The 14669-nt window shown below is 72.3% G+C and carries 10 protein-coding genes; 5 read left to right on the top strand and 5 right to left on the bottom strand.

Annotation, left to right across the window (positions count from 1 at the left end):
- Positions 1 to 18: 18 nt before the first annotated feature.
- From OG625_RS25630 to OG625_RS25615, 4 genes are all read left to right on the top strand, one after another.
- Positions 19 to 579 (top strand): CGNR zinc finger domain-containing protein, encoded by a 561-nt coding sequence (locus OG625_RS25630; protein ID WP_329385524.1) that lies wholly within the window; start codon positions 19 to 21, stop codon positions 577 to 579.
- Between the two features lie 273 nt (positions 580 to 852).
- Positions 853 to 4176 (top strand): S8 family serine peptidase, encoded by a 3324-nt coding sequence (locus OG625_RS25625; protein WP_329385522.1) that lies wholly within the window; start codon positions 853 to 855, stop codon positions 4174 to 4176.
- Between the two features lie 117 nt (positions 4177 to 4293).
- Positions 4294 to 5781 (top strand): TerD family protein, encoded by a 1488-nt coding sequence (locus OG625_RS25620; protein WP_329385519.1) that lies wholly within the window; start codon positions 4294 to 4296, stop codon positions 5779 to 5781.
- 128 nt (positions 5782 to 5909) lie between these two features.
- Positions 5910 to 6941: an aspartate-semialdehyde dehydrogenase gene (locus OG625_RS25615; RefSeq protein WP_329385516.1), complete on the top strand. Its 1032-nt coding sequence runs from the start codon at positions 5910 to 5912 to the stop codon at positions 6939 to 6941.
- A gap of 70 nt (positions 6942 to 7011) precedes the next feature.
- Here OG625_RS25615 and OG625_RS25610 read toward each other — a convergent pair whose 3' ends face one another.
- On the bottom strand, positions 7012 to 7539 hold the full coding sequence (locus tag OG625_RS25610; protein ID WP_329385514.1) for a DUF1203 domain-containing protein: 528 nt from the start codon (positions 7537 to 7539) through the stop codon (positions 7012 to 7014).
- Between the two features lie 141 nt (positions 7540 to 7680).
- Between OG625_RS25610 and pepN the strand changes: the two genes are divergently transcribed.
- Complete coding sequence (gene pepN / locus OG625_RS25605) at positions 7681 to 10257, top strand: aminopeptidase N (protein ID WP_329385510.1); 2577 nt, start codon at positions 7681 to 7683, stop codon at positions 10255 to 10257.
- A 209-nt stretch (positions 10258 to 10466) separates the two neighbouring features.
- Here the strand turns inward: pepN and OG625_RS25600 are convergent, their stop codons facing one another.
- From OG625_RS25600 to OG625_RS25585, 4 genes are all read right to left on the bottom strand, one after another.
- Positions 10467 to 11369, bottom strand: a complete 903-nt coding sequence (locus tag OG625_RS25600) for a LysR family transcriptional regulator (RefSeq protein ID WP_329385507.1) — start codon at positions 11367 to 11369, stop codon at positions 10467 to 10469.
- Positions 11370 to 11378: 9 nt separating this feature from the next.
- Positions 11379 to 12314: a DMT family transporter gene (locus OG625_RS25595; RefSeq protein WP_443067773.1), complete on the bottom strand. Its 936-nt coding sequence runs from the start codon at positions 12312 to 12314 to the stop codon at positions 11379 to 11381.
- 42 nt (positions 12315 to 12356) lie between these two features.
- The gene (locus tag OG625_RS25590) at positions 12357 to 13307 is read right to left on the bottom strand and encodes an EamA family transporter (protein WP_329385504.1); all 951 of its coding nucleotides are present in this window, start codon (positions 13305 to 13307) and stop codon (positions 12357 to 12359) included.
- Between the two features lie 73 nt (positions 13308 to 13380).
- Positions 13381 to 14667 carry an MFS transporter gene (locus tag OG625_RS25585; protein WP_329385501.1) on the bottom strand — a complete coding sequence of 429 codons (1287 nt, stop codon included), beginning with the start codon at positions 14665 to 14667 and terminating at the stop codon, positions 13381 to 13383.
- Between the last annotated feature and the right edge of the window lie 2 nt (positions 14668 to 14669).

The raw sequence follows: 14669 nt of genomic DNA, 5'->3' as shown, positions 1-14669 counted from the left end.
CGGCGCGAGGAGACGGACATGACGACGGCGGACCCACGACCCCTGACCGGGGAGCCGGTCGCCCTCGACCTGCTCAACACCCGCTGGGTCATCGACGGCGAACCGCTCGACCTCTTCGCCGGGGCGGCGGGCCTGACCCGGGTGCAGGGGCTCGCGGTCTGGCTGGAGAGCACCGGCCTGGCCGGCCGCTTCCGCGCCGACGCCTCGACCCTCGTCCACCTGATGACCGCCCGCGAGGCATTGGCCCGCGCGGTGGCGCACCCGGCCGACGAGAGCGCCCGCACGCTGGTCGACGCCGTACTGGAGCACGGCCGCATCCGCGCCACCCTGACGGCCGAAGGGCCGGGCGAGCGCGCCGAGTTCGACGACCCGACCTGGGGTCCGGCCTGGACGGCCGCCCGGAACTACCTGGAGCTGCTGGGCACCGCGCCCGACCGGATCCGCAAGTGCGCCTCCGAGACGTGCGTCCTGCACTTCCACGACGTCTCGCGCAACGGCACGCGGCGCTGGTGCTCGATGGCCGCCTGCGGAAACCGGGCGAAGGCCTCCCGCCACTACGCGCGCACGCGCGAGCGCTGAACGATCCAAAACCGTCACACCCGCACCGGGGCGCGAACGCGTCCCGGTGCCGCTGTTCGGTCGCCAAATCTACAAATCAGCTCGGCAACCCCTGCGGTTCACCCCGCTCTGTCCCGGTAAGGCCGCGCTGGCGCATACGCCGCGCTGGCGAGTGTCCGCCATGGCGGGTATCGGTCAATGACAACTCTCCCCAAAGAGCTGTCGTTTGCGCAAAGCTGACCGGTCATCCGGCACCGAAATCCGGACCGTATCTTTCACTTACCAGGGATGCTGATGACCCTCGAATCCCCCAGCTCCATACCCGGGGCCAGACGCGTCGCGCGCGTCGCGGCCGCGGCAGGCCTGGTGGCCGCCCTCGCGGCCACCGGCGCGGCGCCCGTCTTCGCGGCGAACGGAACCGATGCCCCGGGAACCAACCCGGCCGTCAAGTCCGCTGACCAGAAGCTCGGTTCGGCCGATGCAGAGCTCCTCCAGGAGGCCAAGGCCAAGGGTGACGCGACCGTCACCGTCATGGTCGCGACCGCTCCCGGGCAGACCAAGCAGGTAGCGGACCAGCTCGACGCCGTCCCCGGCGGCTCGGTGGGCCAGACGTACGACAAGCTCGGTTACGTGCGCGCCACCCTGCCCACCGGCCAGGCGGAGGCCGCGCTGAAGGCGGCCGCCAAGCTGTCCTCGGTGCACGGCATCGACCTGCGGCACGAGATCCAGCTGCCGGACCCGCGCCCCGACTCCGACCGGGAGACCGGCACGGTCAAGCGGACCGCGGCCGAGACGTACCCGGCGCCGGACAAGAACACCCCGGCGAAGAACCCGTACAACCCGTCCTTCGAGACCGGCGCGGTGGACTTCGTCGAGCAGAACCCGCAGGCCGACGGCCGCGGCGTGACCATCGGCATCATGGACTCGGGCGTCGACCTCGGCCACCCGGCCCTCCAGAAGACCACCACCGGCGAGCGCAAGATCGTCGACTGGGTCACCGCGACCGACCCGATCACCGACGGCGACGCCACCTGGCGCGCCCAGATCACCCCGGTCACCTCCGCCGGCGGCACCTTCACCGCGGGCGGCGGGAGCTGGAAGGCCCCCGAGGGCAGCTTCCAGTGGAGCCGCTTCTCCGAGTCGATCACCGCCAACGGCGACATGAAGGGCGACGTCAACCGGGACGGGGACACCACCGACCGGTTCGGCATGCTCTACGACGTCGCCGCCGGCACCGTCCGCGTCGACACCGACCAGGACAGCGACTTCACGAACAACGAGCCGATGAAGCCGTACAAGGACGGCTACCAGATCGGCTACTTCGGCACGGACAACCCGGCGACCGAGGTCGCCGAGCGCATCCCGTTCGTGATCGAGATCCGCAAGGACGTCCCGATGGACCCGCTCGGCGGGGACTGGGTCGGCAAGAAGGCCGACTTCGTCAACATCGGCATCATCGAGTCCGAGCACGGCACGCACGTCGCCGGCATCACCGCCGCCAACAGCCTCTTCGGCGGCAAGATGAACGGCGAGGCGCCCGGCGCCAAGCTCGTCTCCTCGCGCGCCTGCACCTGGTCCGGCGGCTGCACCAACATCGCGCTGACCGAGGGCATGATCGACCTCGTCGTCAACCGCGGTGTGGACATCGTCAACATGTCCATCGGTGGCCTGCCGGCGCTGAACGACGGCAACAACGCCCGTTCGGAGCTGTACAAGAACCTCATCGACACCTACGGCGTCCAGCTCGTCATCTCGGCGGGCAACTCGGGCCCGGGCATCAACACCATCGGTGACCCCGGTCTCGCGGACAAGGTCATCTCCGTGGGCGCCGCGGTCTCCAAGGAGACCTGGGCCGCCAACTACGGCTCCGGTGTGACGGCGAAGTACAACATGTTCCCGTTCTCCTCGCGCGGTCCGCGTGAGGACGGCGGCTTCACGCCGACCATCACCGCCCCGGGCGCCTCGATCAACACCATCCAGAGCTGGCTGCCCGGCCAGCCCGTGAAGGAGGCCGGCTACGAGCTGCCGGCCGGTTACGGCATGCTCCAGGGCACCTCGATGTCCTCGCCGCAGGCGGCGGGCGCCAGCGCCCTGCTGCTCTCGGCCGCCAAGCAGCAGAACCTCAAGCTGACGCCGGCCTCCCTGCGGGTCGCGCTCACCAGCTCGGCCAAGAAGATCGCCGACGTCCCCGCGCACGCGCAGGGCTCGGGCCTGATCGACGTCCTCGGCGCGTGGGAGTCCATCCAGCGCGACGCGAAGGCCAACGAGTTCACGGTCAAGGCTCCGGTCGACACCGCGATCGACCAGTTCCTGAAGACCCCGGGCTTCGGCACCGGCCTCTACGACCGCGAGGGCGGTCTCAAGGTCGGCCAGAAGAAGGTCTACAACGTCGTCGTCACCCGCACCACGGGCGTCAAGTACGGCACCCGGCACAACCTGAGCTGGCGCAACGACGACGGCACGTTCAAGGTCATCGGCGGCTACGACTACGTCACCCTGCCGCTGAATAAGCCCGTCACCATCAAGGTCGAGGCGAAGGCCAAGACGGCCGGCGTGCACAGCGGCATCCTGCAGCTGGACGACGAGACCACCGAGGGCATCGACAAGCAGATCCTCTCGACCGTGGTCGCGTCGGCCCCGCTGGCCTCGCCGTCCTTCACGCTCTCGGAGGCCTCCTCCGTGCAGCGCAACACCCACAAGTCGTACTTCGTGACCGTCCCGCAGGGCGCGAAGAGCCTTGAGGTCGCCCTCGGCGGTCTCGCGGCCGGCAGCCAGACCCGCTTCATCGCGATCCACCCGTACGGTGTTCCGGTCGACCCGACCTCCACGGTCAACTGCTACCCGAACTACGACAACCCGGCCAACACCTGCCGCCCTGACGTGCGCTCGTACCCCGAGCCGACGCCGGGCGTCTGGGAGATCGAGGTCGAGTCGCGCCGTACGTCGCCGCTGCTCGACAACCCGTTCCAGCTGAACGTCTCGGTGCTCGGCGCGGCCTTCGACCCCGCGGTCAAGGTCCTGCCCGAGGTGAAGCAGGGCACCCCGGCCCCGGTCCAGTGGACCGTCAAGAACGACGGTGCGGCCATCGCCGGCGGCAAGCTCCAGGGCGGCCCGCTCGGCTCCGCGAAGGTCGCCAAGCCGACCATCGCCAACGGTGAGACCCACACCACTGAGGTCACGGTCGCCGAGGGCACCTCGCGCCTCGACGTCGCGATCGGCAAGGTCTCCGACACCGCCGCCGACCTCGACCTCGAGGTCTACAAGGACGGCATCAAGGTCGGCTCCGCCGCCGACGGCGACTCCGAGGAGGCCGTGAGCCTGGTGAACCCGGCCGCGGGCACCTACACCGTCAAGGTGATCGGCTACGCGGTCCCGGCCGGCTCCACCACGTACGACTACCGCGACGTGTTCTTCTCGGCCGCCCTGGGCTCCGTCCAGGTCGACGAGGCCGCCGCGGTGAACCTCGCCAACGGCGCCACCGCGCAGATCTCGGCGAACGTCCTGGTCAGCGGCGCGGCTCCCGAGGGCCGGCAGTTCTTCGGCCAGGTCCAGCTGCTCAACGGCCGCGGCACCGCCGCCGGCACCGGCAGCGTGCAGATCGAGAAGGTCCTGCCGTAGCACGTGCGCGTGAGCGCGAACGCGTGACGGTGTGACCGTGTGACCGCATGACGGAGGGGCCGGTGCCGATGGCACCGGCCCCTTCTCGCTGCCCCGGGCCAATGACAGGATGCCGGTATGCCGATCATCGAGAGAGGGGCCAACACCCCTTTGACCAGCGGCCCGTTCCGCATCACCGTGGCGCGTGCGGCCAGGCCCGGAGCTCCGGCGGTGGCCGCCGCGGCGGTCCTGCTGGACGCCGCCGGCCGGGTCCGCGGTGACGACGACGTGGTCCTGGCCGGCGGGCCCCCGCACCCGTCCGGCGCCGTGCGGCACCTGGGCGGGGCCGAGGAGGGCGGGCTGCTCGTCCAGTGGCTGGAGGTGGACCCGGACACCGTGGAGCCGGCCGTGCAGCGGATCCTGATCACCGCGATCGCCGCGGGCGGGCGCTTCGGCGCGGTCGACGGGCTGTACGTGGAGGTGGTGGCCGGCGACGGAACCCCGGCGGCCCGGTACGAGGCGACGGGCGCCACCATGGACACCGCGCTCGTGCTCGGCGAGTGCTACCGCCGCGACGGGGCCTGGCGGTTCCGCGCGGTGGGCCAGGGCTACACCAGCGGCCCGGCCGCCCTCGCCGCCGACTACGGCATACGCCCGCAGGCCCTCCCGGCCGCCCCGGTGGCCGGTCCGGCGATGACCGAGGTCGACAAGGTGGAGGCCGGGACGGCCGCGCCCCCGCCGGTCGCCGCCACGCAGGCACCGGCCCCGGCCGCCGCCGAGCCCCTCCCGGCGACCCGGCAGGACCGCGGACGGCCCGGCGGCTGGGCCGACGTCGTGCACGAGGGGCACGGCGAGCAGGAGGTCACCCTGGTGAACCCGGAGCCCGGCCACCCGGCGCTACTGGAGTACGAGGCGCTCGGCGCGACGGACTCCGACACCCACTTCACGGCGGACCGGATCGACGGGCAGGACACGCCGCTCCTGGTCTTCTACCGCGACCGCCACGGCCTGCGGGGACAGCTGCTGGCGTTCAGCGCGGGCGGCCACCGGTTCCGGCTGCGCATCACGGCGAACTGCCACTGGCGGCTGCGGCTGCGCCCGGCCGACACGGTGCAGACCCTCGGGACGGGCGTCGTCTCGGGACGAGGCACCGCCGTCCTGCGGTACGACGGCCCGCCCGCCCTGCTCAGGGTCGAGCGCGGGCGCGCCAAGGACGCCGAGATGGAGGTGTTCACCACCCAGGCGGGCGGCGGCGGTCACCTCGTCGCGCACGCGAACCACCGCCACCCGGTGACCGGCCCGCTCGCCGTGGGCCCCGAGGGCTGGGTCCACGTGACGGTCGAGGCCCCCGACACCGTCCCGTGGAAGCTGGAGGTGCTGCCCCTGAACGCCGCCCCGGTGCTGGAGCGGAAGCTCTCCGGCCGGGGCCCGGACGTGGTGCTGGTGCGCGGGGTCGGGGCGAAGGTGGAGGTCCGGCACGACCAGGCGATCACCCCGCTGTTCGCCCTCGACGAGCACCTGCTGCCCGGGGAGCGGGTGTGCACCGAGCCGGGGGTGTACGCCGTCCCGCCCGGCCATCTCTCCGTCCGCACCAGGGGCAAGTGGAGCCTTCGGGTCCGCGACTGAGGGGTCCGCGCACCCGTTCCGCGCCGCAGATCGTCCGTACTGCGGACAATGGATTGGACAAGGCTCGTGGGGTCGAACGCATGATGGCTCCACGCGCGCCCGCGTCGTACGTAGCAAAAGGAGTCACCGTGAGGGTCGGAATCGTCGGAGCCACCGGACAGGTCGGCGGAGTCATGCGCGGCATCCTCGCCGAGCGCAAGTTCCCGGTGGACGAGCTGCGCCTGTTCGCCTCGGCCCGTTCGGCCGGCACGACCCTCGAGTGGGAGGGTCGGGAGATCACCATCGAGGACGCCTCGACGGCGGACTACTCCGGCCTGGACATCGTGCTCTTCTCGGCCGGTGGCGCCACCTCCCGCGCCCTCGCCGAGAAGGTCGCCTCGCAGGGCGCCGTCGTGATCGACAACTCCTCCGCCTGGCGCAGCCACCCCGAGGTCCCCCTCGTGGTCTCCGAGGTCAACCCGCACGCGATCAAGAACCGCCCCAAGGGCATCATCGCGAACCCGAACTGCACCACGATGGCCGCGATGCCGGTGCTGCGCCCGCTGCACGAAGAGGCCGGCCTGTCCGCGATGATCGCCACCACCTACCAGGCCGTGTCCGGCTCGGGCCTGGCCGGTGTCGCCGAGCTCAAGGGCCAGGCCTGCGCGGTGGCGGAGGCCGCCGACCAGCTGACCTTCGACGGCGGCGCGGTGGAGTTCCCCGAGCCGGGCGTCTACAAGCGGCCCATCGCCTACAACGTCATCCCGCTGGCGGGCTCGATCGTGGACGACGGCTCCTTCGAGACCGACGAGGAGCAGAAGCTCCGCAACGAGTCCCGCAAGATCCTGGAGATCCCCGGTCTCAAGGTCTCCGGCACCTGCGTGCGCGTACCGGTCTTCGCCGGCCACTCCCTGCAGGTCAACGCCCGCTTCGACCGCCCGATCAGCGTCGAGCGCGCCTACGAGCTGCTGAAGGACGCCCCCGGCGTCGAGCTGTCGGAGATCCCGACCCCCCTCCAGGCCGCCGGCAAGGACGCCTCGTACGTGGGCCGCATCCGCGCCGACGAGACGGTGGACAACGGCCTCGCGCTGTTCCTGTCGAACGACAACCTCCGCAAGGGCGCGGCCCTGAACGCGGTCCAGATCGCCGAGCTCGTCGCCGAGGAGCTCCGCCAGGGCTGACCCCCGGGCGGGCGTGAGCGGTGTGGAAGGGGGCGGGTGCCGTTGTGCGGCGCCCGCCCCCTTCCCCGTGTCAGGATCGCCCGCCGGCGAGGCTGACAGTGGGCCGGCGGACCTCGAACAGGAAGCAGCCGTACTCGGCGGCGCGGAGGTGGACGAGGGCGACCTCCGGGTCGGCGAAGGCCTCGTCGAGGGCCCGCTCGATCACCCCGTCGGGATCTTCCCCGAGGTCGAGGACCCGCCCCCCGAGGATGTGCCCGCGGGCGTCGTACCGGCGGGCGGTGCGCTGCACGCCCGCGCGGGCGAAGGGGTGGCCGCCGCCCTCCGCGGGCCCCGCGCACTGCTCGGCGTGAATGAAGACGGGCCCCTGCTCGTCGTACGCCCCCGGGTCCGTGCCCATACCGGCCGCCCAGCGCCGCAGCGGCGCGTACGAGACGAGCGCGATCCGCTCGCCGGCCCCGCTCGCCCGCAGGCAGCAGCGCAGTGGCGCGCCGCCCTCCTCGTCCCGGTACGGGACGCACTCCCGCCCCGCGTCGTCCCGTACGCGGAGCTCCTTGAGCGCCGTCTCCTCGATGGGCCTCGCCCAGTACGTGGTGTCCATGCCCGCCAGAGTGGCGGCGCCGCCCGCCGAAGTCCGGCAGGAATCCGACCTCGCGTTTCGCCTGTGGATTACTCCGACGCGGTGAGCCGCGCCCCCATGGAAGGATGGCGGGGCAACGTCACCATCGAAGGAGATGAACGCGTGCCAGGCACGAATCTCACCCGTGAAGAGGCCCAGCAGCGGGCAAAGCTGCTCACCGTCGACTCGTACGAGATCGAACTCGATCTCAGCGGCGCGCAGGAGGGCGGAACGTATCCGTCCGTGACCACCGTGCGCTTCCAGTCGGCCGAGGCCGGGGTCGAGACCTTCATCGACCTGGTCGCCCCGGCCGTCCACGAGGTCGTGCTGAACGGCAAGTCCCTGGACGTCGCCGCCGTCTTCCGGGACTCGCGCATCGCTCTGAAGCACCTCGCGGCGGGGGCCAACGAGCTCCGCGTCGTCGCGGACTGCGCGTACACCAACACCGGTGAGGGCCTGCACCGCTTCGTCGACCCGGTCGACCAGCAGGCGTACCTGTACACCCAGTTCGAGGTGCCGGACGCGCGGCGGGTCTTCGCCAGCTTCGAGCAGCCCGACCTGAAGGCGACCTTCCAGTTCACCGTGACGGCCCCCGAGGGCTGGACGGTCATCTCGAACTCGCCGACGCCTGAGCCGAAGGACCGGGTGTGGAGCTTCGAGCCCACCCCGCGCATCTCCTCGTACATCACGGCCCTGATCGTCGGCCCGTACCACGCGGTGCACAGCTCGTACGAGGGTCCGGGCGGGCAGTCCGTGCCGCTCGGCATCTACTGCCGTCCCTCGCTCGCGGAGTTCCTCGACGCGGACGAGATCTTCGACGTGACCCGCAAGGGCTTCGACTGGTTCCAGGAGCAGTTCGCCTACGACTACCCCTTCGCCAAGTACGACCAGCTCTTCGTCCCGGAGTTCAACGCGGGCGCGATGGAGAACGCCGGCGCGGTCACCATCCGCGACCAGTACGTCTTCCGCTCGAAGGTGACGGACGCGGCGTACGAGACGCGCGCCGAGACGATCCTGCACGAGCTCGCGCACATGTGGTTCGGCGACCTGGTCACCATGGAGTGGTGGAACGACCTGTGGCTGAACGAGTCCTTCGCGACCTACACCTCGATCGCCTGCCAGGCGTACGGCGAGGGCTCGAAGTGGCCGCACGCGTGGACCACGTTCGCCAACTCCATGAAGACCTGGGCGTACCGGCAGGACCAGCTGCCGTCCACGCACCCGATCATGGCGGACATCCGTGACCTCGACGACGTCATGGTCAACTTCGACGGCATCACGTACGCCAAGGGCGCCTCGGTGCTCAAGCAGCTCGTGGCCTACGTCGGCACGGACGCCTTCTTCAAGGGCGTGCAGGCGTACTTCAAGGCGCACGCCTTCGGGAACACCCGGCTGTCCGACCTGCTCGGCGCCCTGGAGGAGACCTCGGGCCGCGACCTGACCACGTGGTCGAAGGCGTGGCTGGAGACGGCCGGCATCAACATCCTGCGGCCGGAGATCACCACCGGCGCGGACGGCACGATCACCGCCTTCGGCATCCGCCAGGAGGCGCCCGCCCTGCCCGCCGGCGCCAAGGGCGAGCCCACCCTGCGCCCGCACCGCATCGCGGTCGGCCTGTACGACCTCCAGGGCGGCAAGCTGGTCCGCACGGACCGGATCGAGCTGGACATCGACGGCGAGCTGACGGAGGTGCCGGAGCTCGTGGGCCGCGCCCGCCCGGCCGTCTTCCTGCTCAACGACGACGACCTGTCGTACGCCAAGGTCCGCCTGGACGAGGAGTCCCTCGCGACGGTCACCGCGCACCTGGGCGACTTCACCGAGCCGCTGCCGCGCGCCCTGTGCTGGGCCTCGGCGTGGGACATGACCCGCGACGGCGAGCTCGCCACCCGCGACTACCTCGCACTGGTGCTGTCCGGCATCGGCAAGGAGTCGGACATCGGCGTGGTCCAGTCCCTGCACCGCCAGGTGAAGCTGGCCATCGACCTGTACGCCGACCCGGCGTGGCGCGAGGAGGGCCTGGCGGCCTGGACCGTGGCCGCGCTGGAGCACCTGCGTGCGGCGGCGCCGGGCAGCGACCACCAGCTGGCGTGGGCGCGCGCCTTCGCGGCCACCGCCCGCACGGAGGACCAGCTGACCTACCTGTCGGCGCTGCTGGACGGCTCGGCCGTGATCGAGGGCCTGGCCGTCGACACCGAGCTGCGCTGGGCCTTCCTGGAGCGGCTGGTCGCCACGGGCGTCGCCGACGAGGCGGCCATCGCGGCGGAGCTCGAGCGTGACGCCACCGCGGCCGGCGAGCGGCACGCGGCGACGGCGCGTGCGGCGCGTCCGACGGCCGAGGCGAAGGCCGCCGCGTGGGCGTCGGTGGTGGAGTCCGCGGACCTGCCGAACGCGGTGCAGGAGGCGGTGATCGGCGGCTTCGTCCAGACCGACCAGCGCGAGCTGCTGGCCCCGTACGCCGCGAAGTACTTCGCGGCGCTCAAGCAGGTCTGGGACACCCGCAGCCACGAGATCGCCCAGCAGATCGCGGTGGGCCTGTACCCGTCGCTGCAGGTCTCCGCGGCCACTCTGGCCGAGACGGACGCGTGGCTCTCGGCGGCCGAGCCGAACGCTGCGCTGCGCCGCCTCGTCTCGGAGTCCCGCGCGGGCGTCGAGCGCGCGCTCCGCGCCCAGGCCGCGGACGCGGCTGCCGCCCAGGCCTAACGGGCTACCGCCCGCCTGGGGCTCCGCCCCAGACCCTCCCCCAGACTCCGTCCGGGGGGACCCCCACTCCTCAAACGCCGGCGGGGCTGATACTTCAGCCCGTCCGGCGTTTGAGGACCGGGTCCGGGCGGAGCCCGGGGAACGGTGGAAGGGCGGGGCGGGGACGGCTCCGCGCAGCGGCACGCCCACCCGCCCCGCGCCGCACCCGGCTATCCCCGGCCGGCGGCAACCGTCCGCAGGGCCGTCAGGACATGGGCCACCGCCGGCGCGGCCTCGCCGCCCCGGCGGACGGCCGCGATGACGTGGCGGGTGGGCCGGTCGTGGGTCAGGACCCGGACCGCCACTCCGGAGGCGCGGCTCGACACCATGCGCGGGACCAGCGCCACACCCATCCCCGCCTCGACCATGGCCAGGATCGCGGTCCACCCGGACGCCGAGTGCGCCTGTTCCGGGACGAACCCGGCCGCCTCGCACGCCCCGACCGCGATCTCCGACCAGGGGCCGCTGCCCCCGTAGATCCACGGGTCGCCGGACAGGTCCGCGAGCCGTACGTCCGGCGCCGCGGCCAGCGGGTGCCCGGGCGGGAGCGCCACGTCCAGCGGGTCCTCCATCAGCGTCACCCGGGTGAACCGGGGATCGCGCGCGGTCGGTGCGTGGGCGGCCAGGGACAGCGCCAGGTCCACGCCCCCGGCCGCGAGGAGCTCGTACGATTCCGCGGCCTCCGTCTCCCGCACCCGGATCTCCACCCCCGGGTGGCCGGCCCGCAGCGCCGCCACCGCCGGGACGACGAGCGCCGGTACGGCGGTGGAGAAGGCGCCGACCCGCACCTCCCCCGCGTCCCCGGCGAGGTACCCGGCGAGCTCGGCGTCGGCCCGCTCCAGCTGCGCGAACACCGCCTCCGCGTGCCGCAGTACGAGGTGCGCGGCGTCCGTGAGGCGGACCCGCCGGCCCTGGGCCTCCAGGAGCACCACCCCCAGCTGCCGGGCGAGGTTCGTCAGCTGCTGCGAAACGGCCGAGGGCGTCATGTGCAGCGCCTCGGCCGTGGCGGTCACGGTCCCCCGTTCGGCGAGGGTCCGCAGGATCCGCAGCTTCTTGATGTCCCACTCGGTCATGGACCGAACCTACCGGCGGGCGCTCCCCAGCATGACTCCGCCGAGGATCAGCGCCATGCACAGCAGCTGCGCGGGGCCGGTCTCCTCGCCCAGCAGCAGGAAGCCGAGTCCGGCGACGCAGACCGGCTGGAGGTAGTAGACGACTCCGGCGCGGGCCGCCCCGATGACCGAGATGGCCTTGTTCCAGGCGAAGAAGGCGACGGCCGAGGAGAACACGCCGACGTAGAGGAGCTGTCCGACCGGTCCGGCGCCGACCTCGAAGGCGCCCTGCTCGGAGACGGAGACGGCGTAGGCGGGGGCCAGCATCAGCGCGCCGAGCGCGAAGGTGGTCATCAGGAAGGCGAGTCCGCCCAGTTCGGCGGGCTTGCGCTTGAGCAGGGCGCTGTAGGTGGCGAAGGAGAGGGCGGCGGCGAACATCCACAGGTCGCCGGCGCCGAAGTCGAAGCCGAGGGAGCCGTCCCCGACGAGCAGCAGCACGCCGAGGGCCGCGACGAGCATCCCGAGGGTGCGCCGGGCGCCGAGCCGTTCGCCGCCGAGGCGGGCGTACAGGGCCATGATGACCGGCGAGGCAGCCATGATCATGCCCATGTTGGAGGCGGAGGTGGTCAGTCCGGCCTGGTGCACGAGGGTGTTGTAGAGGGCGACGCCGAAGAGCGAGGCCACGGCGATGAAGCCGAAGTGCTTGCGGATCAGGGCCCGCTGCTGCCAGACCTGGCGGGCGGCGAAGGGGGCGACGGCGACGAGGGCGATGACCCAGCGCCAGAAGACGGCCTGGACGGGCGGGACGGTGTCGGCCATTCCCCGGGTGGCGACGAAGCTGCCGGACCAGACGACCGTCGCGAGGAGGGCGAGGAGCACGCCGAGCCCGGCGGCTCCCTTCTTCCCCGTGCCCAGCGCGGTGGGCTGTGCTTGCGAAACGGTACGGACGCGGTCCAGGACGGCCACTGTGTGTCTCCCCCTCGGGGTTGGTCTGTGTGGTTCGTGGATCTACCGTCGCACCTGCTCATCAGTCAGGTCCATCGAAATGTTTCGATTGATCTGTTCAGTAGAACTGAACGGTTCCTTGGGGGTGGGAGCAGAAGCGGTGCGCGCGACCGCGAGCTGTCCGGCGACGGTGGCCCCGAAGGCGATCGCCATGCCCGCCAGCTGTACGGGCGTCAGCGCCTGCCCGAGGGCGGCCCAGCCGATGACGGCGGCGGTGAGGGGGGAGAGCGGGCCGAGCAGGGTGACCGAGGTGGCGCTGAGCTGCCCGATGCCGCGGAACCAGAGCCAGTACGCGATTCCGGTGTTGATCAGCATCATGTAGCCGTAGCCGAGCAGGGCGTTGCCGTCGAGCGCGGGCGGGGCGCCCTCGACGAGTGCGGCGACCGGGATGATGACCAGCCCGCCCGCAGTGAGCTGCCAGCCGGTCATGGCCAGCGGGCCGACGCCCTCGGGCCGTCCCCAGCGCTTGGTCATGACGGTGCCCGCGCCCATGGAGACGGAGGAGACCACGCCCGCGACGATCCCGATGGTGTCGAGCTTCGCCTCGGCGGTGAGGACGACCATGCTCACGCCGAACGCCGCGACCACGGCCGCGAGGACCGTACGAAGGCTCGCGCGCTCCCCCAGGAGCAGCGCGGCGAGCCCCACGACGAACAGCGGTCCGACGGCGCCGAGCACGGCCGCGACCCCGCCGGGCAGGCGGTAGGCGGAGAGGAAGAGCAGCGGGAAGAAGGCGCCGATGTTGAGGGTGCCGAGGACTGCGGACTTCCACCACCACTCGCCCTTGGGCAGGGTCCGGGCGAGCGCGGTCAGCAGCAGTCCGGCGGGCAGGGCCCGCATGACCCCGGTGAACAGCGGCCGGTCGGGCGGCAGCAGTTCGCTGGCGACGAAGTAGGTGGAGCCCCAGGAGATGGGGGCGAGGGCGGTCAGGGCGACGGTGGCGATGCGCTTCATTTGCGGGTGACTCCTCGGCAGGTGAGGAACGCGGGACGTACGGGGCGTACGGGGCGTACGGGGCGTACGGGGCTCAGACGGTGGCCGGGGCCGCGGTGCGCGGGGCGGCGGGGGCCTCCGGGGCGGCCGGCGGCTCGGCGTACACGGCCTCGGCGGGCAGGTGCCGTTCCAGCCGGACCAGCGCCAGGGCGGCGCCGAGCGCGGTGACGGCGAGGACGGCCCAGGGCAGCCGGCCGTCGACCGCGAGCAGGGCGGTGAAGAGGGAGGGGGCCAGCGCGGTGGCCAGCGAGTACGACAGCTGGTAGGTGGCCAGGTAGCGGCCGCGGACGGCTTCGGGGGCCGCGGAGACGGACAGGGCGCCGCCGGAGGGGCTGTGCACCAGCTCGCCGAGGGTATAGACGACCACGATGACCAGCAGGGCGACCAGGGTGACGGTCTGCCCGGGGCGCAGGGTTCCGAGCACGATCTGGCCGACGAAGGCGGCGGCGAAGAGCAGGGCGCCGAGGGCGGCCGAGCGGGTGCGGCGGGCGCCGGAGCGGCGGACCCGGCCGGCGACGAGCACGCCGATCCCGGCGCACAGGACGGTGTTGACGGTGAAGGCGGCTCCGGTGAGGGAGTCGGGCGCCATCAGCCAGGTGGAGAGGTAGAGCGGGAAGAGGACGGAGAGGGCGGAGTAGCCGAGCGCGGTGAGGAAGTTGGCGGCGGTCAGCCCGAGGAAGGGCCGGTCGCGCAGGACCATCCGATATCCGGCGGCCGGGCGCTTCGCGGAGCCGGCGGGGCCCGCGCTCTCGGCGTCGCGGACCGGGCGGACCTTGGCGACGAGGAGTCCGGCGAGGGCGAAGGCCAGCGCGTTGCCCCAGGCGGTGTAGGTGAAACCGCCGGTCCCCCACAGGGCGAGCACCGCGGAGACGAGCAGGGCGCCGGCGCCCATCCCGGCGTTCTGCAGGGCCCGGATCGAGGCCTGGAGCCGGTCGCGGGAGGAGCCGCGCGCCACCTCCCCGATCAGCGACTGCTGGACGACCGCGAAGGAGCGGTCGGCGAGGGCGGTGACGAGGGTGACGGCGGCGAAGGCGGGCAGCGAGCTCGCGAAGGGGTAGAGGGCGAAGCCGGAGGCCCGCATCGCGTAGAGCACCAGGTTGACCTTCTTGGCGCCGAACCGGTCGACGGCCGACCCGGCCAGCGGCATGAAGGCCAGCCCGGCGACGCCCGTGATGGTCATGACCAGGCCGACGAGGGTGAAGGAGAGGCCGGTGACGTGGTGGAAGAAGACGAGCGAGAACGGGATGTACATGCCGATCCCGACCGCGCTGATCCCGACACCGGTGAGCAGGGCCCGCTCTCCCGCGACTCTCGTTTCCATTG

Source organism: Streptomyces sp. NBC_01351, from assembly GCF_036237315.1.
Taxonomy (GTDB): domain Bacteria; phylum Actinomycetota; class Actinomycetes; order Streptomycetales; family Streptomycetaceae; genus Streptomyces.
This window is presented reverse-complemented; position numbering and strand designations above follow the sequence as displayed.